This window comes from Tessaracoccus sp. SD287 (genome assembly GCF_017355265.1).
Lineage (GTDB): Bacteria > Actinomycetota > Actinomycetes > Propionibacteriales > Propionibacteriaceae > Aestuariimicrobium.
Map to the genome: position 1 here is coordinate 1 of NZ_JADIJQ010000004.1, position 18,678 is coordinate 18,678.

Sequence of the window (18,678 nt, forward strand, 5' to 3'; positions counted from 1 at the left end):
CCGAGGCGATGCCCGCGATCGCGCTGGTCGGCCGACCCGCCCACGACGTGCTGAGCGCCCGCGAGGCCATCCTGGCCGGGTTGGCCCGCGCCGCCGCCGCCAACCCCCGGCCGGCGCTGAAGGCCGCCCTGCTCGCCGCCGACGGCCGTCCGCGGTTGTTCGACGACACCTGGCGCTGCATCAAGCGGCTCGCCGACTCGTCGCTGCTGGTCGACCTGGACGACGGACTCGCCGCCGCCGCGCCGCCCCCGCCGGACTCCTCGGCGCTGCGGGGACGACTCGAACTGCTCGCCCAGGCGATTCTGCACTCCGACCCGAGCGCGGCCGCCCTGGCCTGCACAGGGTTGCTCGAAGCGCCCTACACTCACCAAACCCCCTGACCCCGAATAGCCACCACCACACCAAGGAGCCCTTGTGACCAGCCCCCTGGACGACATCCTCGTCATCGACCTGTCCCGCGCCCTCGCCGGGCCCCACGCCGCCATGATGTTGGGCGACCAGGGTGCCCGCGTGATCAAGGTGGAGGCGCCGCAGGGCGACGAGACTCGCAGCTGGGGCCCTCCCTTCGTCGGGCCGGACGAGGACATTTCCACCTATTACCTGGCGGCCAACCGCAACAAGGAGTCGATCACGCTCGACCTCAAGAGCGAGGACGGACGCGCGGTGCTCACCGAACTGGTGCGCCGCGGCGACGTGCTGGTCGAGAACTTCCGCCCCGGCGTGATGGAGCGCCTCGGCTTCGGCTTCGACGAACTGCAGAAGATCAACCCGCGCCTGGTGATGCTGTCGATCTCGGGCTTCGGTCACGACGGACCCGAGGGCGGACGTCCGGGGTACGACCAGATCGCCCAGGGTGAGGCCGGTCTGATGTCGCTGACCGGATCCGGGCCAGACGACCCGCAGCGGGTGGGGGTGCCGATCGCCGACCTGCTCTCGGGCATGAACGGCGCCTTTGGGGTGCTGACCGCACTGCACGAACGGGGGCGCACCGGTGTGGGACGCCACGTGCGCACCAGCCTGCTGGCCTCGGTCGTCGGTGTCCATGCGCTGCAGGGCACCGCCTATACCGTCGCCGGCAAGGTCGGCCGGGCCCAGGGCAACCACCACCCGGCGATCGCCCCCTACGGCCTGTTCAAGGCCAGCGACGGCGCGGTGCAGATCTCGGTCGCCAATGACAAGCTGTGGCAGACGTTCACCGCCCTGTTCGGACTCGACCCGAACCGCGACGGGTTCGCCACCAACCCCGAGCGGGTGGCCAACCGGGATGCACTGATCGAGGTCGTCAACGCTGCCTTCGCCCCGTTCACCGGAGAGGAGGTGCTCGCCAAGCTGGCCGAGGCCGGCATCCCGGCGGGCAAGGTGCGGACTCTGGACGAGATCTACACCTGGGACCAGGTTGCCAGCCAGCACCTGCTCTACGAGGTCGACCACCCGGTGCTCGGCCCCACCACCCTGCCGGGCTCGGCGCTGCGCTACGACGACAACCCGTACTCGGGTGGCCGCGAGAAGCCGCTGGCACCGCCGCTGCTGGGTGAGCACAACGAGTCCATCCGCCAGTGGTTGGCCGAGGACGCGTCATGAGCGCGACGGTTGCTGCCGGAGGCGCGCCCGTGAAGCCGAAGCGGCCCTCGGCCCGGGAGCTGATCGCCGAGGTCTTCGACCAGGGCAGCTGGAGCAGCTGGGACGAGGCGCCGCTGGTCGTCGCCGAAGCCGGCTCCGCCTACGCCGACGACCTGGCCCGGGCCGCCGCGAAGTCCGGCGAGGACGAGGCGGTGCTCACCGGTGAGGGCACCATCAATGGTCATCGGGTGGCCGCCGTGGCCTCGGAGTTCTCTTTCTTGGCCGGGTCGGTCGGCCAGGCCGCTGCGGAGCGGATCGTGGCAGCCTTCGAACGGGCGACCCGGGAGCGGCTGCCGCTGTTCGCCGGCACCGCCTCGGGTGGCACCCGGATGCAGGAGGGCACCCCGGCGTTCGTGACCATGGTCAAGATCACCGCTGCGGTCGCCGAGTACAAGCTGGCGAACCTGCCCTACATCACCTACCTGCGCCACCCGACCACCGGCGGCGTCTTCGCCTCGTGGGGGTCGACGGGGCACGTCACCGTCGCCGAGCCGGGGGCGACCATCGGCTTCCTCGGCGCGCGGGTGTACGAAGCGCTGTACGGCGAGCAGTTCCCCGAAGGTGTCCAGACCGCCGAGAACCTGTTCGAGCACGGACTCGTCGATGCCGTGCTGGCGCCCAAGCAGTTGCGGGCGGTGGCCTCGCGGTTGCTGGACATCATGGCGCCGGCCGACCACCAGGTGCCCTCCGAGGTGCCTGGCCTGGACGTGGAGCCAACCACCGACGTGCCGGCCTGGGAGTCGGTGCTGAAGTCCCGACGTCCGGATCGTCCCGGCATTCGCACCCTGTTGCGGGTGGGCGCCGAACCGTCGCTGCCGCTGTACGGGACCGGCGCGGGGGAGCATGACCGCTCCATGACCTTGTCGTTGGCCCGGTTCGACGGCCTGCCCTGCGTGGTGCTCGGGCACGACCGTCGCCAGGAATTCTCGGACGCGCCGCTGCAGCCCTCGGGGTTGCGGGTGGCGCGGCGCGGCATCCGGTTGGCCAAGGAGTTGAACATCCCGTTGATCTCGGTGATCGACACCAACGGGGCGGCACTGTCCAAGGAGGCCGAGGAGGGCGGCATGGCCGGTGAGATTGCCCGCTGCCTCAATGACCTGGTCACCCTGGAGGTGCCGACCATCTGCGTGCTGCTGGGGCAGGGCACCGGCGGTGGGGCGCTGGCCTTGATGCCGGCCGACACCGTCATCTGTGCCGAGCACTCGTGGCTGTCGCCGCTACCCCCCGAGGGGGCCTCGGCCATCCTGCACCGGACCCCGGACCGTGCTCCCGAGCTGGCTGCACAGCAAGGGGTCCGCTCGCGCGACCTCAAGGCGGCCGGCATCGTCGACCGGATCGTGGCGGAGTTGCCCGATGCCGCCGACGAGCCCGAGGCCTTCGCCCACCGGATGGCCGCGGCCATCAGCAACGAGGCGGCGGCCCTGGTCGCGATGGACCAGTCGGACCGGATGGCGGCCAGGATGGGGAGGTATCGCCGGCTCGGCCTCTGAATCACTGCGACAGCTCTTGACCCATGCGACAGTGGCGGGTTGTCCACCGAACTGACGTGGAGAACTCGCCACTGGTAGGGCGTGGGGTTGATCGGATACCGCTCAGGACGCGCGCGCCGCCGCCTGCGCTGCCCTGGGGAGCGCCGACACCACCCGGTCGAGGGCCCGGCTGTCATGGGCATCGGAGACGAAGCAGACCTCGAAGGCGCTCGGTGGCAGGTAGACGCCCTGGGCCAACATCTCGGCATGGAAGGCGGCGAAGGCCGTGGTGTCCTGCCGCTTGGCGCTCGCGTAGTCGGTGACCTCGTCGTCGGTGAAGAACACCGAGAAGATGGTGCCGATGCTGTTCACCCGATGCGGTACGCCGGCGGCCGACAGGGCCTCGGTCCAGGCCTGCTTCAGGGTCTCGGCGGTGCGGTCCAGTCGGCGGTACAACGCATCGTCGAGCAGTCTCAGCTGGGCCAGGCCGGCCGCGGTGCCGACCGGGTTCCCGGACAGGGTGCCGGCCTGGTAGACCGGGCCCGCGGGTGCCAGCAGGTCCATCAGCTCGGCCCGTCCACCGAAGGCGGCCAGTGGCAGACCGGCGCCGATCACCTTGCCGAAGGCGAACAGGTCGGGCACCCAGCCCTCCTGGGCGCCGTCGATGCCCCAGTAGCCCTGGGACGAGGAGCGGAACCCGGTCAGCACCTCGTCGCTGATCAGCAGCGCGCCGTGCTCGTGGGCCACGTCGTGCAGGAACTTGTTGAAGCCGGGCCCCGGCACGATGGCCCCCATGTTGGCCGGTGCTGCCTCGGTGATGATCGCCGCGATCTCGCCCGGATGGGCCTCGAACGCGACCCGCACGGCATCGGGGTCGTTGTAGGGGACCACGATGGTGTCGGCGGCGGTTGCCACCGGGACGCCTGCCGAGCCGGGGATGGCGAAGGTGGCAGCGCCCGAGCCGGCCTCGGCCAACAGGCCGTCGGAGTGGCCGTGGTAGCAACCGGCGAACTTGATGATCTTGTCGCGTCCGGTCGCGCCGCGAGCCACCCGGATGGCGCTCATGGTCGCCTCGGTGCCCGAGTTGACCAGCCGCACCTTCTCTACCGGCATCAACGAGACGATCGCCGCGGCCAGCTCGGCCTCACCAGCGTGCGGTGCGCCGAAGCTCAGCCCGCGACTGGCGGCCGCGTGCACGGCTTCCAGGACAGCCGGGTGCGCGTGACCCAGGATGATCGGGCCCCACGAGCAGACCAGGTCGACGTACTCGTTGCCGTCCACGTCGTACAGGTACGGCCCGCGGGCGTGGCTGATGAACGGCGGGGTGCCGCCGACGCTCCCGAAGGCGCGGACCGGCGAGTCGACGCCGCCGGGAATCAGGTGTTGGGCCTGGGCGAACAGCTCGGCGCTGCGCTTGAGCGGCTTGGGTCGGGTCATCATCGTGCTCCTTCGGTCAGCCGGTGGGGTTCATACAGCCAATGGGCGGCCTCGATCGCGGCATAGGTCAGGATGACGTCGGCCCCGGCGCGGGCGAAACCGGTCAGGGATTCCAGGATGATGCGCTCCCGGTCGATCCAGCCGCGTTCGGCGGCGGCCTGGATCATGGCGTACTCGCCCGAGACCTGGTAGGTCGCCACCGGCACGGGCGAGACGTCGGCGATGCGGGCCAGCACGTCCAGGTAGGGCATGCCGGGCTTCACCATCACGATGTCGGCGCCCTCGGCGACGTCCAGTTCGAGTTCGCGCAGGGACTCGCGCAGGTTCGCCGGGTCCTGCTGGTAGGTGCGCCGGTCGCCCTGCAGGGACGAGTTCACCGCCTCCCGGAAGGGCCCGTAGAACGCTGAGGCGTACTTCGCGGTGTAGGCCAGGATCGTGACCTCGTCGAAGCCGTCGCCGTCGAGTGCTTGACGGATCACCCCGACCTGGCCGTCCATCATTCCCGACGGGCCGACCAGGTGTGCGCCGGCCTCGGCCTGGGCAATCGCCATCTGCGCGTAAACCTCGAGGGTGGCGTCATTGTCGACCCGACCCCGGTCGTCCAGCACGCCGCAGTGACCATGATCGGTGAACTCGTCCAAGCACAGGTCGGTCATGATCAACAGGTCGTCGCCGAACGCCTCGCGAAGCCGAGCGGTGGCGAGGTTGAGGATTCCATTCGGGTCGATCGCCCCGGAACCCACCGCATCCTTGTCCTGGGGGACCCCGAACAGCATGATGCCGCCAATGCCGGCTTCGATGGCTCGGCGACCCTCAGCGACCAAGGAGTCCAGGGTGTGTTGGACGACTCCGGGCATCGACGAAATCGGCTGCGGCTCACCTATGCCCTCGCGGACGAAGGCCGGCAGCACCAACGCAGACGGGCGCAGCGTGGTCTCGCGGACCAGCGCACGCATCGGCGCGGACTGGCGCAGGCGGCGCGGACGGACGGGCAGACTGTTCATGATCAACTCCTCGGGCGTGGGCGCTGTCCCCACCGGACCCACGCTACCCGTCACGCGAGGGGGTGATCAGGTCGGTCGGCCGGTCGGGACGGGGAAGCCGCAGCGTCGGGCCAGGGGCTCGGCCATATGGGAGTTCGTGGTGGGCATCACGAAGACCTGTTCGCACAGCTTCTTGCTCATGCCGTGGTTGCCGTCGGCGATCACGACGCCGGTGTCGCTGCAGGCCTGGTAGTTGATCTGGACCACGTACTGCTTGGACCCTGAGTTCAAGTGCAGCATCACGACCTCGGGGTCGAGGACCCGACACGATTCGCCGGTTGGATGGACGGGCTGGGACCCCAAAAGACGCAGTTCCTGGGACAAGTTGTGTACACCGTGCGCGCTGACTTTGCGTGAGCTCCACAGCGACGAGCGGACGTACTGACACACCGCCACCGAGTCGGGCTCGGGCAGATCGGTGAGCCCAGAGGTCAGCGTCGTTGTCGGAGCGCTGGGGCATCCATTGTTGTCGTCCGCGGTGACCGTGGAGGCTGAGCTGATGATCCTCGCTGCGATGTCAGTGATTTCGGGGTGTTGGATCTGGTAATCCTGCCCCCAATGAACGGTCAAGCGGTAGGAACCAATGACGTGTGCCAATGAGACGATGGTGTGCGGAAATTCTGCCCACGCGGGACTGATCGGCCCGACCGGCTCGGTGAAGTCAAGGACGGGTGGTTGATCTGGCTGCGGATCTGGCGCCGGTGGACACAGGATCGCGGGGTGGGGAGTCCAGTTATCCATTAGCAGGACGTGTGGTCCCTTCGGTGTCCCTACGCGGTCGCACCACGCACCGATGTCGAACTGCCATGAGGCCGGAACCTCGACCTGCATGCCCATATGACTCACCCAGACCCATTCCTCGCCACCGGGCGGCTCTGCGACCACGCTGCGGTCATCAAGGAACCTCGGGATTACGAGGGCGGCCACCAGCACTATGGCAGCCGCCACTCCCAGCCCCACCCACCAGCGTCGTTGTGGGGGAGACACCAACGCCACGAGCCCGGCGGAGCCTGCGGGGTACTCGTCCCGGTAATGGGCACGCAGGGCGTCGACAATGTCGGGATTGTCGGACTCTTCACGGGTCTGGTCGTTGTTGACCTGTAGTTCATTCATGGCCGTCGTCCTTCGTGAGCAGGGTTCGTAGCTTTCTGATTGCCCGGGAGACCGTCATCCGATGTCGGCCCGGCGAACCACCCAGGCGCTCGGCGATGTCGTCATAGCTGAGGTCTTCCCCGAAGCGCAGGGCCAGCACGGCCCGGGCTCGTGGGCTGAGTTCGGACAGCGCCGCAGCCATGTCGTGTGGATGTCCTTGCGCGGGGGTGTCGTCCCGGTGGGAGGCATGCCAGCGATGCAGCGCGGTGGTTTCACTGCGCCGACGACGTGACAGGTCGATCGTTCGGTTGATGATGCCCCGCCGGACGAATCGATCCTCGTCGGCCTCGCTCGAGAATCTTCGTCCGGAGGTCAGGACCGTGGCTAGCACGTCGTGCAGGACGTCATCGGCCAGCCCCGGGTCGTGGGTGACATGACGGGCGAATCGGTGCAGCGCGGCGCGGCGCTCGGTCGTCCATGCGCCTGAGTTCGCGCTGGCGTCGATGGGTTCAGCCATCTGCCCGATTGCCTCCATGCCCCTGACAACGATCCAGGACCCCGATTCGCAACATCTGTCGGGAAGGCTATCTCCTCGCGCCGCGGCCAGGGCATGCCAATGGCCCGACGGAAGATGCTCCGACGGGACCGGCGATGGATTGTGGTGGTGTGAGTCTCAGATGCGACAAGGTCTGGGCGTCCTGTCACGTACTCCATCCGTCACGCCAGCCCCGTCGCCAGACACCGGCGTCGTCAGGTGGAGGTTGCCTCGGCCAAGGTTCCTTCGAGGTCCGTGGCTGCCGAACCCAGACGCGTGCCCAGCGGTCTCCGGTACAACCAGACCACCGTGACCAGCACCGGCATCGCTGTGAGCACCATGAGGATGGCGATTGTTGGCCATGCCCCCGACAGGTCGGGCGATGACCGGCCTGACACGAGGTCCAGCGGTGTGCCCACGACGACTCCGTCGAGACGACCAGCGACGGCGACCGCCAGATAGATCCAGGTGAGCACCACCGCGACGATCGATGCCCAGGTCCACATTCGAGTGATGCGGTTCCCGAGAGCCATCCGCAAGACCAGGAGCACGACGCAGATCGTCAGAGACGTGAGATGTGCTCGGGTCGCGATCAGGTCCACCGCCACCGTGTCGTAGTAGGTCATGGGGCTCACGACGGTCGAACCGAACCGTTCTGTGGCCTCGAGCAGCACTACGCTCTGCCCGTCGGAGTCCTGCCAGGCGAAGGTTTCCAGGGTCAGCCACCAGCCCAACCACCACGCCATCAGCGCGGTGACCAGGATCCGTCCGACCCACACACCCATGCGCACCCTCAGCCCACCGACGCCAGTGCGAGCGGCAGCACGGCACTCGCCCCGGCGCGCCGCAACAGTCGCCCGGCCACGGTCAGCGTCCACCGGGAATCCACCAGGTCGTCGACCAGCAGCACCGGCCCACCCAGGTTCGCCAGACGGGAGGCCATCTCGGGCCCGACCCGGAACCGGTCCCACACGTCGCGCACCCGGTAGGCGCTGTTGGTCGACCCCCGCAACGTCTCGGCGGACGGTGACAGCTCGAGCGGTCCCAGGAGTTCCAGCCGACCGACGGTGGCCACCCCAGTGGCCAGCGACTCCACCAGACGCGGACGGCCCAGGCTCGGCACCCACACCACGCCCACCGGACGTTCGTCCCAGCCCCACCCGGCCAGCACCCGCACGACCGCGCGCGCCAGTTCGGCTGGCACCTCGGCATCGACGGGCCGGCCCTCACGATCGGGGGCAAAGAGTTCGCGCAGTGGCCCACCCCAGCCCAGGTCGGTGAGCCGGGCCACCGCCCGACCTTCCTCGACCAGGTCCTCGGCCTTGAGCTTGCCCTTGACCGGCTTGCCGTCGGCCAGCACCCCCAGGGTGTCCAGACCCGAGGGCCACATGGCTCGGGCCGGGATCGGCACCCCGACGTGGTCCAACGAGGCCTGCGCCTGTTCCAGGGTGGGCACGGTGATCACGGTCGGGTACCAGGGCTCGGCGCAAACATCGCAACGCCCGCACGGCGCCGACTGGGGGTCGTCCAGCGCGGCGGTCAGGAAGGCCATCCGACAGCCCTGGTCGGTGCGCGAGACATCGGCAGCCAGCCGTTCATAGCTGAGCATGGCGTCCTGCTCGTCCACCCGGGCCGCCGCGATCCGCTCGTAGCGTTCGGCGTCATAGGTCCACGGCGCCCCGGTCGCGACCCAGCCGCCGGTGACGTTCTCGACGGCCCCGTCGACGGCCAGCACCTTCAGCAGCAGCTCCAGCGGGCTGCGCTTGATGTCGACCCGGGCCTCCAACGCGGCCACCGACAGCGGTCCGGACGCCTCGGCCAGCGCTCCCAGCACCGCATCGGCCTTGCGCTGGGTGGGCATGGCGTTCGTGGCGAAGTAGTGCCAGATCTCGCGGTCCTCGACACCGGGCAACAGCAGTACGTCGGCGCTGGGCGTTGCGCGCCCGGCGCGTCCGACCTGCTGGTAGTAGGCGACCGGCGAACTGGGCGCCCCCAGATGCACCACGAAACCGAGGTCGGGCTTGTCAAAGCCCATTCCCAGCGCCGAGGTCGCGATCAGGGCCTTGACCTCGTTGGCCTTCAACGCCTCCTCGGCGGCCATCCGCTCGGCAGCATCGGTGCGTCCGGTGTAGGGCAGCACCCGGTGCCCGGACTTCGACAGCAACGCGGCCGCATCCTCGGCGGCCGCCACGGTCAGGCAGTAGACGATCCCGCTGCCGGGCAGCGCATCCAAGTGCTCGGCCAGCCAGGCCAGCCGCCGGGTGGGGGTGCCCACGTCGAGGACGCCGAGGCGCAGCGAGTCACGCGCCAGCGCACCGCGCAGGGTGAACACCTCGTGCCCACCGGCCGCCATTTGCTCCTCGACGTCGGCGACCACCCGGGCATTCGCAGTCGCCGTGGTGGCCAGCACCGGTACGCCGGTCGGCAGCTCGGCGATCAGGTCACGGATGCGGCGGTAGTCGGGACGAAAATCGTGCCCCCAGTCACTGATGCAGTGGGCCTCGTCGATCACCAGCAGCCCGCACCCGGCGACGAGTCGGGGCAGCTGCTCGCTGCGGAACCGGGGATTGACCAGACGCTCCGGCGAGACGAACAACACGTCGAGGGCATCGGCATCCAGCAACCCCTCGATGTCGCGCCACTCGGTGACATTGGCCGAGTTGATGGCCGCTGCCCGCACCCCGGCCCGCTCGGCAGCCGCGACCTGGTCACGCATCAATGCCAACAGCGGCGAGACGATCAGCGCCGGTCCGGACCCGGCCCGGCGCTGCAACAGTGCCGCGATGAAATAGACCGCCGACTTGCCCCACCCGGTGCGCTGGACCACCAGCGCCCGGCGGTGGCCGGCCACCAGCGCCTCGATCGCCTCGAACTGGCCGTCGTGGAACTGCGCGTCGGCCCGACCGGTCAGGTCACGCAGCACCCCCAGGGCCTCGTCACGCAAACCCTCGGACGAGCGCTGCACCGCGACCGCCGGCGGCAGCGGCGCGGCGGCAGTCCGCGAGGCGGGCGTGGGCGGACCATCCCCGGGCACGTCGTCGTCCGGCGCCCAGTAGGCGTCGTCGGGTGGCAGGTCCTCCGGATCGGGCGGCGGCTCGCTCAACCAGTACGGATCGCTCATGGCTGTACCTTCGCACCGCAGGGGGACAATGTCTGCACGTTGCTACTTCGCCAGCACGACGCCGGCGCCCTCGGCCAGCAACTGCTCAGCCAGCCGCACGCCTATGCCGACAGCATCGGCAACGGGCCCGGCCAACTCCCCGTCGAAACGCACCGAGGCGTCGGTGCTGATCGCCAGCCCGCGCAGGGTCAGCACGCCGTCGACCACCGTGGCCAGGGCGCCGACGGGGGCGGTGCAGCCCGCCTCGAGCGTCGACAAGAAGGATCGTTCGGCCACCGTGCACGCCCGGGTGAGCGGATCGTCCAGACCGGCGGCCAGCCGCGCGGCCACCGAGTCGAGGTCGTCGGAACGGCACTCCACGGCCAGCGCGCCCTGGGCTGCCGCCGACAGCATCACCGACGGGTCCAGGAATTCGGTCACGTACTGCGAGCGTCCCGCCCGCGACAGTCCCGCCGCAGCCAGCACCACCGCATCAAGATCATCTTGCGGGGGACGACCCCCTGCACCCCCGCGGGGAGCCTCTCGCCCTGGGCCGACATGTCCGCGCACCCGGCCCAGTCGGGTGTCAATGTTGCCGCGCAACCCGGTCACCTCAAGATCGGGACGCGCCGCCAGCAGCTGCGCCGCCCGCCGCGCCGATCCGGTGCCCACCTTCGCGCCAAGCGGCAACTGGGCCAGGCCCTGTCCGCCGGCGGCGCACAGCACGTCACGTGGGTCCTCCCGCGGCGGCACTGCGATCAGCGTGATGCCGGGTGCCGGTGCGGTCGGCAGGTCCTTCATCGAGTGCACGACCAGGTCGACCTCGCCGTCCAGCAGGGCATCGCGCACCGCCGAGACGAAGATGCCGGTGCCACCGATCCGGTCCAGCGGCGCCTGGTTGACGTCGCCCTCGGTGCTGATGAACACCAGTTCGGCCGGTGCGCCCAACGCATCGGCGATCATCTGCGACTGCGTGCGGGCCAGCACCGACGCCCGGGTGCCGATCTTGATCATGGTCCCGGTCACAGGGCAGCAGCTCCAGCGCAGTCGGCCGCCGAATCGGCACCGGCCACCGTCGGCTTGACCCGGGCTCCGACGCAGCAGGCGACACCGCACACGTCCGGGGTCGCCGGGAAACGTGTCACCGTCTCGACCGGTCCGCGGCGTCCCAGCCGTTCCTCGACCAGATCGACCAGGGCGGCCACGAACCGCGGGTCGGTGCCGGCGGTCGGCGTCCGGACGAAGTCCAGGCCCAAGTCGGCGGCGGTCTCGGCGGCCTCGGTGTCCAGGTCCCACACCACTTCTACATGATCACTGACGAACCCGATCGGCACGCACACCACCCCCGTGCGCCCGATCTCGGCGGCAGCCGTGATGGCGTCACTGATGTCGGGCTCCAACCACGGCTGGCGCGGGTTGCCCGACCGGGACTGGAAGACGAACTGCTGCTGCAACTCGACCCCCAGCTCGGCCTGGACCCGGGCGTGCACCCAGTCGATCGCCGCTTGGTGCTGGGCGACGTACCAGCCGCCCGACCCCGGACGACGGGTGTCGGTCGGGCCCGAGGCATCCGACATCGCATCCGGAATGGAGTGGGTTGAATACATCACCACCAGCTCGTCGGCGCTACGTCCACCGGACATCAACTGCTGCACCCCGGCGACCACGCCGTCGGCGACCGGCGCCAGGAACCCCTCGAGGTTGAAGTAGTGGCGCAACTTGTCGACCCGCAGGTCAGTGATGCCGTCTGCAGCGAGGTCGGCCAGGGCGATGCCGAAATCCTCGCGGTACTGGCGGCACCCGGAGTAGGACGAGTAGGCGCTGGTGGCCAGGCCCAGCACCGTCCGCTTCCCCTCCGCATGGGCCTCGCGGAGCACCTCGCCGGTGTAGGGGGCCCAGTTGCGGTTTCCCCACAGCACGGGCAGATCGATGCCGCGCGCTGCCAGCTCGGCCTGTAGCGCCGCCTGGAGTGCCTTGTTCTGCTCGTTGATGGGCGAGACGCCGCCCAGCGCCCGGTAGTGCCCCGAGACGGCTTCGAGCCGCTCGTCGGGGATGCCGCGGCCGCGGGTCACATTGCGCAGGAAGGGCAGCACGTCGTCCTGCCCCTCGGGGCCGCCGAAGCTGGCCAGCAGCAGGGCGTCGTAGTCGGCGACCACGCCCGCCACGCCCGTGGTCGTCGCCACCGGCACGTCGTGGGTCACCGACGCATCAATGGCCGAGGGTGCCAGTTCGGGTTCAACAGTCATGGTGCACTCCTTCTTCTCAGCCCAGCAGGACGGTCAGGTCAGCGGCGCCGACGCGGCGTCCGGTGTAGAACGGCAGTTCCTCGCGCACGTGCAACCGGGCCTTGGTGTAGCGCAGGTCGCGCATCATGTCGACCAGCTCGATCAGCTCGTCCGACTCGAAACTCAACAGCCATTCATAGTCGCCCAGGGCAAATGCGCCCACGGTGTTGGCCAGCACGTCGGGGAACTTCCGCCCGGCCATGCCGTGCTCGCGCAGCATCTGCGAACGTTCGTCCTCGTCGAGCAGGTACCACTCGTGGCTGCGGACGAAGGGGTACACGGTGACCCACTTCTTGGGCTGCTTGCCGTACATGAACGCCGGCGCGTGGGCCTTGGTGAACTCGGCCTGCACGTGCACACCAACCGCGGTCCAGGCGCGGGTCAAACCCTGGGCCAGGCCCAGCCCGCGGAACAACTGCCCGGCGGCCTGCAACGCCTCCGGCTTCTCGGCGTGGGTCCAGATCATCACGTCGGACTCCGGCTTGAACTCGGTGACGTCGTAGACGCCGCGCAGGGTCACCCCCAGCTCGGCCAGGCGGGCGGTCCAGTGCTCGAGTTCAGCGGCGATCGACTGCTCGGCCATGCCTGACCCGGCAATCTTGGAGTAGACGGCGTACTCGGTGTAGGCGATCTGCTGGGCTACCTCGGTCATGCTGGCTCCTCAGTGGTGGGGGTGTCGGTCGGCCGTGTGCTGTGGGGTTGGACGGGTGCTGCCGCGCTGACCGGATGGAAGGGCTTCAACCCGGTCAGGTAGTCGCCGACGCGGCGGGCGTGGTTGGTGATGGCGGCGATGCCGGTGCCGGCCATCCAGGCGCCGGTGATGGCCAGCCCGGGGTGGTTCGAGAGCCGTCCGGCCACTTCTTGCAGTGCACTCTGGTGGCCCGGACGAGCCTGGGTCATGGTTGCGCCCCAGAGCGTCAGGTCGACCGCCACCACGGCCTCGCGGGGCAGGTGGACGCCCAGGATGCGGCGGGCGTCGTTCAGCGCCAGGTCGGGCAGTTCGGAGGGGGTCGGCACCGGCTCGCCGGATCGTCCGTAGCTGAGCCGCAGCACGTGGCGGTGCTGACCCGGGGCGGACTCCTCGGCCGCCCGGCGAATGTGGTCCCACTTGGCGGTGGCATGGGTCAGCGCCTTGGCCACGATGCCGGGCGTGTGCGAGGCGACCAGCGCGCCATTGTCGCGGGGCGAGGCGTCGAGTCGTTCGTCGTCGACGACCAGGGTGGCCAAGGCCACCGGCGAGGACGGCAGCGCCGGAATCGACTCGGCGACGTCGGTGACCTCGGCCAACAGCCGCTGGGTGACCTGCGCCGGGGTCGTCACCACGACCTGGTCGGCGTGGACGGTGCCGTCGTCCAGCACCACGGTCCAGCCGCCGCCCTTGGCGGGGACGACCTTGCGGACGTTTGCCCGGGTGTGGAAGCGGCCCCCGGCCAGACGGATCTGCTCGGCGAGGGTCCGCGGCAGCAGGTCGATCACCGGTGCGAGGCTGGCGACCGCTGCCCCAGGACGGGCATTGGTGCGCAGGCCCTTGATGGCGGCCTGCAGCGAGCCGTGCTCGAGCACCGCCGGGTGCAGCTTCGGCGCGATTGAGTCGAGTTCCAACAGGTCGGGGGAGGTGGAGTGGACGCCGCCGGCGACGGGCTCGACCAGCAGGGTCCGCGCCGATCGTCCCATCCGGTTGCTGACGTACTCGCCCAGCGAGATGCCGGGACGGTAGCCGGCCTCGGGGCCCATCATCGCGTCAGCCATGGCATGCTCAGCGGCCTCCCGGCCGATGACCCGCACCACGTCCTCAGCCAGCGGGTTGGACGGGATGCCCAGGTAACCACCGACCGGGGAAGGGAAGGCGCCGCGCACATTGAGGATCCAGGAGGTGCCGGTACGGGGGTGCACCACGTGCTCGCCCAGCCCCAGGGCATCGACCAGGCTGAAGACGTGGTCGTTGGCGACGGCGAACGCCTCGGCGCCGGAGTTCAGTTCCAGTCCGGCGACGTGGTGGGAGACCAGCGCCCCGCCGAGGTGTCCGGCTGACTCGTAGACCTCAACCTGGACGCCGTGGCGGGCCAGTTGCCAGGCGGTGACCAGTCCTGCGATGCCGCCGCCGATGACGACGGCGGTCACGCCGACCCCCCGGCGCGGCGGGTGGCTGCCGAGATCTCGTGCACCTGCGCCACCGTGTCGGTCAGCACGGCCGGGTCGGTGCTGGGCGGCACCCCGTGACCAAGGTTGAAGATGTGGCCCGGCGCATGGGCGCCGCGTTCCAGCACCGTCCGGATACCGGCCTCGCGGGCCTCGGCGGAACTGAACAGCAGCGCCGGGTCGAGGTTGCCCTGCAGCGGGATGCTGCCGCCCAGGCGCTCGTTGGCGACGTCCAGCCTCAGGCGATGGTCGACGCCCATGACGGTCGCTCCGGCCGCGCGCATCGCCGGCAGCAGTTCGGAGGTGTTCACCCCGAAGTGGATGCGCGGCACCGGCAGGTCGGTGACGTGGTCGAAGACGGACCGCGAGTGTCCTTGGACGTGGGTCAGGTAGTCCTCGAGTGACAGACCGCCGGCCCACGAGTCGAACAACTGCACGGCGCTGGCCCCGGCCAGCACCTGGGCCCGCAGGAAGCGTCCGGAGCGGTCAGCAACCCACGCCGCGAGCCGGTTCCACAGGTCGGGACGTGAGTACATCATGGCCTTGGTGTGCAGGTATTCGCGGCTGGGGCCACCCTCGACCAGGTAGGAGGCCACCGTGAACGGTGCCCCGCAGAATCCGATCAGCGGGGTGGCCCGAAGCTCGGCGACGGTCAGCGCGATGGCCTGGCGAATCGGTTCCAGGGCCTCGTCGTAGGCCGCCGACGGCAGCGACTCGAGCGCGGCGATGTCGTCCTCGGTGCGGATCGGGTGCTCGACGACCGGGCCGGTGCCCGGCACGATCTCGACGCCGATGCCGGCCAGGCGCATGGGCACCACGATGTCGCTGAAGAAGATGCCGGCGTCGACGCCGTGGCGACGGACCGGCTGGCAGGTGATCTCGGCCGCCAGCTCGGGGCGCAGGCACGAGTCGAGCATGGTGGTGCCCTCACGGGCCGCGCGGTACTCCGGCAGCGAACGGCCGGCCTGACGCATGAACCACACCGGGGTATGGGTGGACGGGGCGCCGGTCGCGGCACGCACCAGCGCCGATGCGGCGGTGTCGTGGGCGATCCAGGGGTGAGAAGAGGCAAGTTCGGTCATTTGGGGTCATTCTCCCTCACCGGCGGTAATCCCACGAACCGGGGCCGAAGCCGGTCGCCATGTCCGGTTGGTCACGAAGCCGCCGGACGCCGCCTAGAATGGGGCGGTGCTGTTGGCTCTTACTGCTAGTCATGCCGAGTTGTCGCTCGGCCGGTTGGCTGACCTCTCGGCCGCGACGAAGGGGCTGGACGAGCGGCTGCGGCGGCGCAACGAGTGCCACGAGCTGATGCCGCTGGACGGCTGGGGAATCCTGAGCACCTGCAACCGGGTCGAGATCTACGTCGAGGCGCAACGCTTCCATGACGGTCTGGACGTCGTGGTCTCCGCACTGGAGGACGTCACCGGCTGGGACCGTCCAACCGTGATCACCAGCTTCAAGGTGCGCACCGGCAAACCCGTCGCCAACCACCTGTTCCGGGTCGCGTCCGGACTGGAGTCGATCGTGCTGGGCGAGGCCGAGATCACCGGCCAGGTCCGCGCCGCCTTCAATGACGCCCTGCACGCACAGTCGACCACCCCGATGCTGAACGAGTTGTTCCAGCACAGCCTGCGCACCGCCAAGCGCGTCACCTCATCGACCACTATTGGCCAGGCCGGACGCTCCAGCGCCGAGGTGGTGCTGGACACCGCCGCAGCGACGTTGGGATGCGGCACCCTGCGTGGCGCGCGGGTCCTGGTGATCGGCTCAGGCGCCTACAGCCGGGTCGTGGCCGCCGAACTGGCGCTGCGACGGGTCAGCGACGTGGGCGTGCACTCCCCATCGGGCCGCCGCCCCGGCAGCGTCGACAACTACGCCTTCGCGCACGTGACCGCCGAGCAGGTGAACGACTGGATGCGCACCGCCGACGTGGTGATCGCCTGCTCGGGCCAGGGACGTCCGGTGGTGACCCCCGAGTCCCTCGCCGGACGCCAGCAGCCGCTGGTGATCATGGACATGGCGCTGCAGACCGATGTCGCCGACGGGGTCGCCGATCTGGTCGGGGTCACGGTGCTGGGCCTGAACTCGCTGGCCATGGGTCTGTCCGGGGTCAGCCAGACGGCCCTGGCCGAGGCCGACCAGGTCATCGCCGACGGCGTGGAACGCTTCGAGACCCGTCGCCGGGCCCGCAGCGCTGACCCGGTGATCGTGCGGATGCGTGGCTACGTCCGTGGGCTCATTCAGGACGAGGTGACCGCGCTGCGTGGACGGCTGCCGGAGGAGACCATCGCCGAGGTGGAGCGCTCCCTGCGTCGCGTCTACCGCAAGGTGCTGCATGCCCCGACGGTCAATGCGCAGGCCCACGCCCAGGCCGGCACCAGCGAGGCCTACTTGAAGGCGCTGCACACGGTGATGGGCATCGACATCCACGACGCCGACGCGGTCGCGGTGATTGACGCCGAGGCGTTGCCCCTGTTCCAGGCACACCCCGACGACCTGCTGGGCACCGCGGACCTGGCGCTTGAGCTGGACCTGGACGCGCCGGACCTGGTTGAGGACGCCGCTGAGGACGAGGTGCGCTGATGGGCTGGCGATTCAAGGGACCCGAGGGCGGCATCGACGTCGCCACCGCGCTCGACCTGCTCGCCAAGGGCGGGGTGCTGGTCGACGTGCGTTCGCTGCGTGAGTACGTGGCCGGTCACGCTCCCGGCGCCCGGCTGGTGGACCCGAAACTGCTGGCCGACGACCCGTGGACCGCGGTTCACGGCGATGACCCGCTGGCTGAACCCGACGGCACCATGGTCTTCATCTGCGACAACGGACTGCGGGCCTCGCTGGCCGTCAAGGCCGCGCGCGACAAGGGCTACCACGCCGAATTCGTCGCCGGTGGAGTGCGAGGCTGGCGCGACGCGGGTCAGTACCTGATCCCCGGCCCGCCGCGCGACCGCCGCCGCTGAGGCATCGGTTCACAGCGCAGCTGCCCGCGATCCCCGACTCGCCGCGCGATCGTCGCCCCTCGGGCCCCGGCTCACCGCCACCTGCCCGCGATCATGACGGCTGCCCCTGCTTCGAAACAGGGGCAACCGCACGCGTCTGGTGCAGCTGTGCCGCCAGGCCACCCAAACCGCATCAGGTGCCCGCCGCCTTGGCTGTCAGCTTCTGCTCGCCACCCCTATGCCCCCACCTGAATCTCGTGCGCATCGGCATGAGATTCAGGCACACTGAGGACCAGAAGCCTGAACTTTGCGCACCCGCGCAACGAATACCCGTCCCCGCGGGCCCGATGTCGAGGAGTAGGGCGTGACTGTCGTGAAGCCTGTGGACAGCGATGGAGTGGGGGTCCCATCCCGGGCGAGGCGCCGTTCGCACACCCTGGTAGGCGGCCTGTTGATCGGGCTCGGCGTCATCACGCCTCTGGTGCTCTTGTTGGCGTTTCGATTCCTGCACGAAGCCTGGCGTGCCCCGGTCATGGCGCAACGGATCCTGGACGCCGCACCGTTCTGGAGCGCCCTGGTATTGCTGGCGATCACCTCAGGAGTGGTGCTGCTGCGGTGGGGGCGGGTCGGCATGAGTCTGGTGGCAGTGCTGGCCCTGGTATGGCTCACGGGCACGATCGTGAGTCGTCCGCTTGCACCGACTCAGATCCTGACCTCCCCAGGGGGCACCATGGCCGTTCGGATTCGGCCGTTGCCCCTGGGGGCGACCCGGGATCGTGAGGTGAGCCTTGAGCAGCGACGAGGGTTGTGGTCCCAACGCGTTGTATTGGGTTGTCTGAGTCGGGGGCAGGACCTCTCCACCGAGTGGTTGAACAACGAGGAGGTGCGCCTCGACGTGCTGGAGATCGGCAGCCGCTCGGTGCCACCAGTTACCTACATGGCCATCTACGGATCCCACATGATGGCCAGCTTGTCGGCGCCCGAGTCACCACTTCTCCGCTGCTAGGGGACTGGACAGAGTG

17 protein-coding genes are annotated in these 18,678 nt (G+C 69.6%); 6 read left to right on the forward strand and 11 right to left on the reverse strand.

All coding sequences use genetic code 11. The annotated features are described in order from the left end of the window. The 3 genes from IPV09_RS02520 to IPV09_RS02530 all read left to right on the forward strand — a co-directional run. The coding region (locus IPV09_RS02520; protein WP_207473475.1) for a hypothetical protein at positions 1–380 on the forward strand (380 nt) is incomplete at its 5' end. Between the two features lie 34 nt (positions 381–414). Then, complete coding sequence (locus IPV09_RS02525) at positions 415–1,581, forward strand: CoA transferase (protein ID WP_207473477.1); 1,167 nt, start codon at positions 415–417, stop codon at positions 1,579–1,581. Continuing rightward, complete coding sequence (locus tag IPV09_RS02530) at positions 1,578–3,110, forward strand: carboxyl transferase domain-containing protein (protein ID WP_207473479.1); 1,533 nt, start codon at positions 1,578–1,580, stop codon at positions 3,108–3,110. The genes IPV09_RS02525 and IPV09_RS02530 overlap by 4 nt, the downstream gene beginning before the upstream one ends. Positions 3,111–3,212: 102 nt before the next feature. Here IPV09_RS02530 and hemL read toward each other — a convergent pair whose 3' ends face one another. The 11 genes from hemL to hemE form a co-directional block, all read right to left on the reverse strand. Then, positions 3,213–4,526, reverse strand: coding sequence for a glutamate-1-semialdehyde 2,1-aminomutase (gene hemL, locus IPV09_RS02535; RefSeq protein WP_207473481.1), 1,314 nt, complete (start codon positions 4,524–4,526; stop codon positions 3,213–3,215). Then, positions 4,526–5,530, reverse strand: coding sequence for a porphobilinogen synthase (gene hemB / locus IPV09_RS02540; protein WP_207473482.1), 1,005 nt, complete (start codon positions 5,528–5,530; stop codon positions 4,526–4,528). Before hemB ends, hemL begins: the two co-directional genes overlap by 1 nt. 66 nt (positions 5,531–5,596) lie before the next feature. After that, positions 5,597–6,682 (reverse strand): hypothetical protein, encoded by a 1,086-nt coding sequence (locus IPV09_RS02545; protein WP_207473484.1) that lies wholly within the window; start codon positions 6,680–6,682, stop codon positions 5,597–5,599. After that, positions 6,675–7,178 carry an RNA polymerase sigma factor gene (locus IPV09_RS02550; RefSeq protein ID WP_207473486.1) on the reverse strand — a complete coding sequence of 168 codons (504 nt, stop codon included), beginning with the start codon at positions 7,176–7,178 and terminating at the stop codon, positions 6,675–6,677. The genes IPV09_RS02545 and IPV09_RS02550 overlap by 8 nt, the downstream gene beginning before the upstream one ends. A gap of 233 nt (positions 7,179–7,411) precedes the next feature. Further along, positions 7,412–7,981 (reverse strand): hypothetical protein, encoded by a 570-nt coding sequence (locus IPV09_RS02555; RefSeq protein ID WP_207473488.1) that lies wholly within the window; start codon positions 7,979–7,981, stop codon positions 7,412–7,414. Positions 7,982–7,989: 8 nt separating this feature from the next. Next, a complete protein-coding gene (locus tag IPV09_RS02560; RefSeq protein ID WP_207473490.1) occupies positions 7,990–10,317 on the reverse strand; it encodes a RecQ family ATP-dependent DNA helicase in 2,328 nt (775 codons plus the stop codon). A 42-nt stretch (positions 10,318–10,359) separates the two neighbouring features. Then, positions 10,360–11,310: a hydroxymethylbilane synthase gene (gene hemC, locus IPV09_RS02565; RefSeq protein ID WP_207473606.1), complete on the reverse strand. Its 951-nt coding sequence runs from the start codon at positions 11,308–11,310 to the stop codon at positions 10,360–10,362. A gap of 8 nt (positions 11,311–11,318) precedes the next feature. Continuing rightward, complete coding sequence (locus IPV09_RS02570) at positions 11,319–12,542, reverse strand: ferrochelatase (protein WP_207473492.1); 1,224 nt, start codon at positions 12,540–12,542, stop codon at positions 11,319–11,321. A gap of 16 nt (positions 12,543–12,558) precedes the next feature. Next, on the reverse strand, positions 12,559–13,233 hold the full coding sequence (hemQ, locus tag IPV09_RS02575) for a hydrogen peroxide-dependent heme synthase (protein WP_207473494.1): 675 nt from the start codon (positions 13,231–13,233) through the stop codon (positions 12,559–12,561). Beyond that, positions 13,230–14,702, reverse strand: a complete 1,473-nt coding sequence (hemG, locus tag IPV09_RS02580; RefSeq protein WP_207473496.1) for a protoporphyrinogen oxidase — start codon at positions 14,700–14,702, stop codon at positions 13,230–13,232. The genes hemQ and hemG overlap by 4 nt, the downstream gene beginning before the upstream one ends. Beyond that, complete coding sequence (gene hemE, locus IPV09_RS02585) at positions 14,699–15,802, reverse strand: uroporphyrinogen decarboxylase (RefSeq protein WP_207473497.1); 1,104 nt, start codon at positions 15,800–15,802, stop codon at positions 14,699–14,701. The genes hemG and hemE overlap by 4 nt, the downstream gene beginning before the upstream one ends. A gap of 106 nt (positions 15,803–15,908) precedes the next feature. Between hemE and IPV09_RS02590 the strand changes: the two genes are divergently transcribed. The 3 genes from IPV09_RS02590 (at position 15,909) to IPV09_RS02600 (ending at position 18,662) form a co-directional block, all read left to right on the forward strand. After that, positions 15,909–17,303 carry a glutamyl-tRNA reductase gene (locus IPV09_RS02590; protein ID WP_207473498.1) on the forward strand — a complete coding sequence of 465 codons (1,395 nt, stop codon included), beginning with the start codon at positions 15,909–15,911 and terminating at the stop codon, positions 17,301–17,303. Beyond that, a complete protein-coding gene (locus IPV09_RS02595; protein ID WP_207473499.1) occupies positions 17,303–17,677 on the forward strand; it encodes a rhodanese-like domain-containing protein in 375 nt (124 codons plus the stop codon). Before IPV09_RS02590 ends, IPV09_RS02595 begins: the two co-directional genes overlap by 1 nt. 343 nt (positions 17,678–18,020) lie before the next feature. Beyond that, on the forward strand, positions 18,021–18,662 hold the full coding sequence (locus tag IPV09_RS02600) for a hypothetical protein (RefSeq protein WP_207473500.1): 642 nt from the start codon (positions 18,021–18,023) through the stop codon (positions 18,660–18,662). Positions 18,663–18,678: the final 16 nt, after the last annotated feature.

Excerpts from the sequence above, each read along its gene's own strand:
- IPV09_RS02530 (WP_207473479.1), top strand. The coding sequence starts at position 1,578 with ATGAGCGCGACGGTTGCTGCCGGAGGCGCGCCCGTGAAGCCGAAGCGG.
- hemL (WP_207473481.1), bottom strand. The coding sequence starts at position 4,526 with ATGACCCGACCCAAGCCGCTCAAGCGCAGCGCCGAGCTGTTCGCCCAG.
- hemB (WP_207473482.1), bottom strand. The coding sequence starts at position 5,530 with ATGAACAGTCTGCCCGTCCGTCCGCGCCGCCTGCGCCAGTCCGCGCCG.
- IPV09_RS02545 (WP_207473484.1), bottom strand. The coding sequence starts at position 6,682 with ATGAATGAACTACAGGTCAACAACGACCAGACCCGTGAAGAGTCCGAC.
- IPV09_RS02550 (WP_207473486.1), bottom strand. The coding sequence starts at position 7,178 with ATGGCTGAACCCATCGACGCCAGCGCGAACTCAGGCGCATGGACGACC.
- IPV09_RS02555 (WP_207473488.1), bottom strand. The coding sequence starts at position 7,981 with ATGGGTGTGTGGGTCGGACGGATCCTGGTCACCGCGCTGATGGCGTGG.
- IPV09_RS02560 (WP_207473490.1), bottom strand. The coding sequence starts at position 10,317 with ATGAGCGATCCGTACTGGTTGAGCGAGCCGCCGCCCGATCCGGAGGAC.
- hemC (WP_207473606.1), bottom strand. The coding sequence starts at position 11,310 with ATGATCAAGATCGGCACCCGGGCGTCGGTGCTGGCCCGCACGCAGTCG.
- IPV09_RS02570 (WP_207473492.1), bottom strand. The coding sequence starts at position 12,542 with ATGACTGTTGAACCCGAACTGGCACCCTCGGCCATTGATGCGTCGGTG.
- hemQ (WP_207473494.1), bottom strand. The coding sequence starts at position 13,233 with ATGACCGAGGTAGCCCAGCAGATCGCCTACACCGAGTACGCCGTCTAC.
- hemE (WP_207473497.1), bottom strand. The coding sequence starts at position 15,802 with ATGACCGAACTTGCCTCTTCTCACCCCTGGATCGCCCACGACACCGCC.
- IPV09_RS02595 (WP_207473499.1), top strand. The coding sequence starts at position 17,303 with ATGGGCTGGCGATTCAAGGGACCCGAGGGCGGCATCGACGTCGCCACC.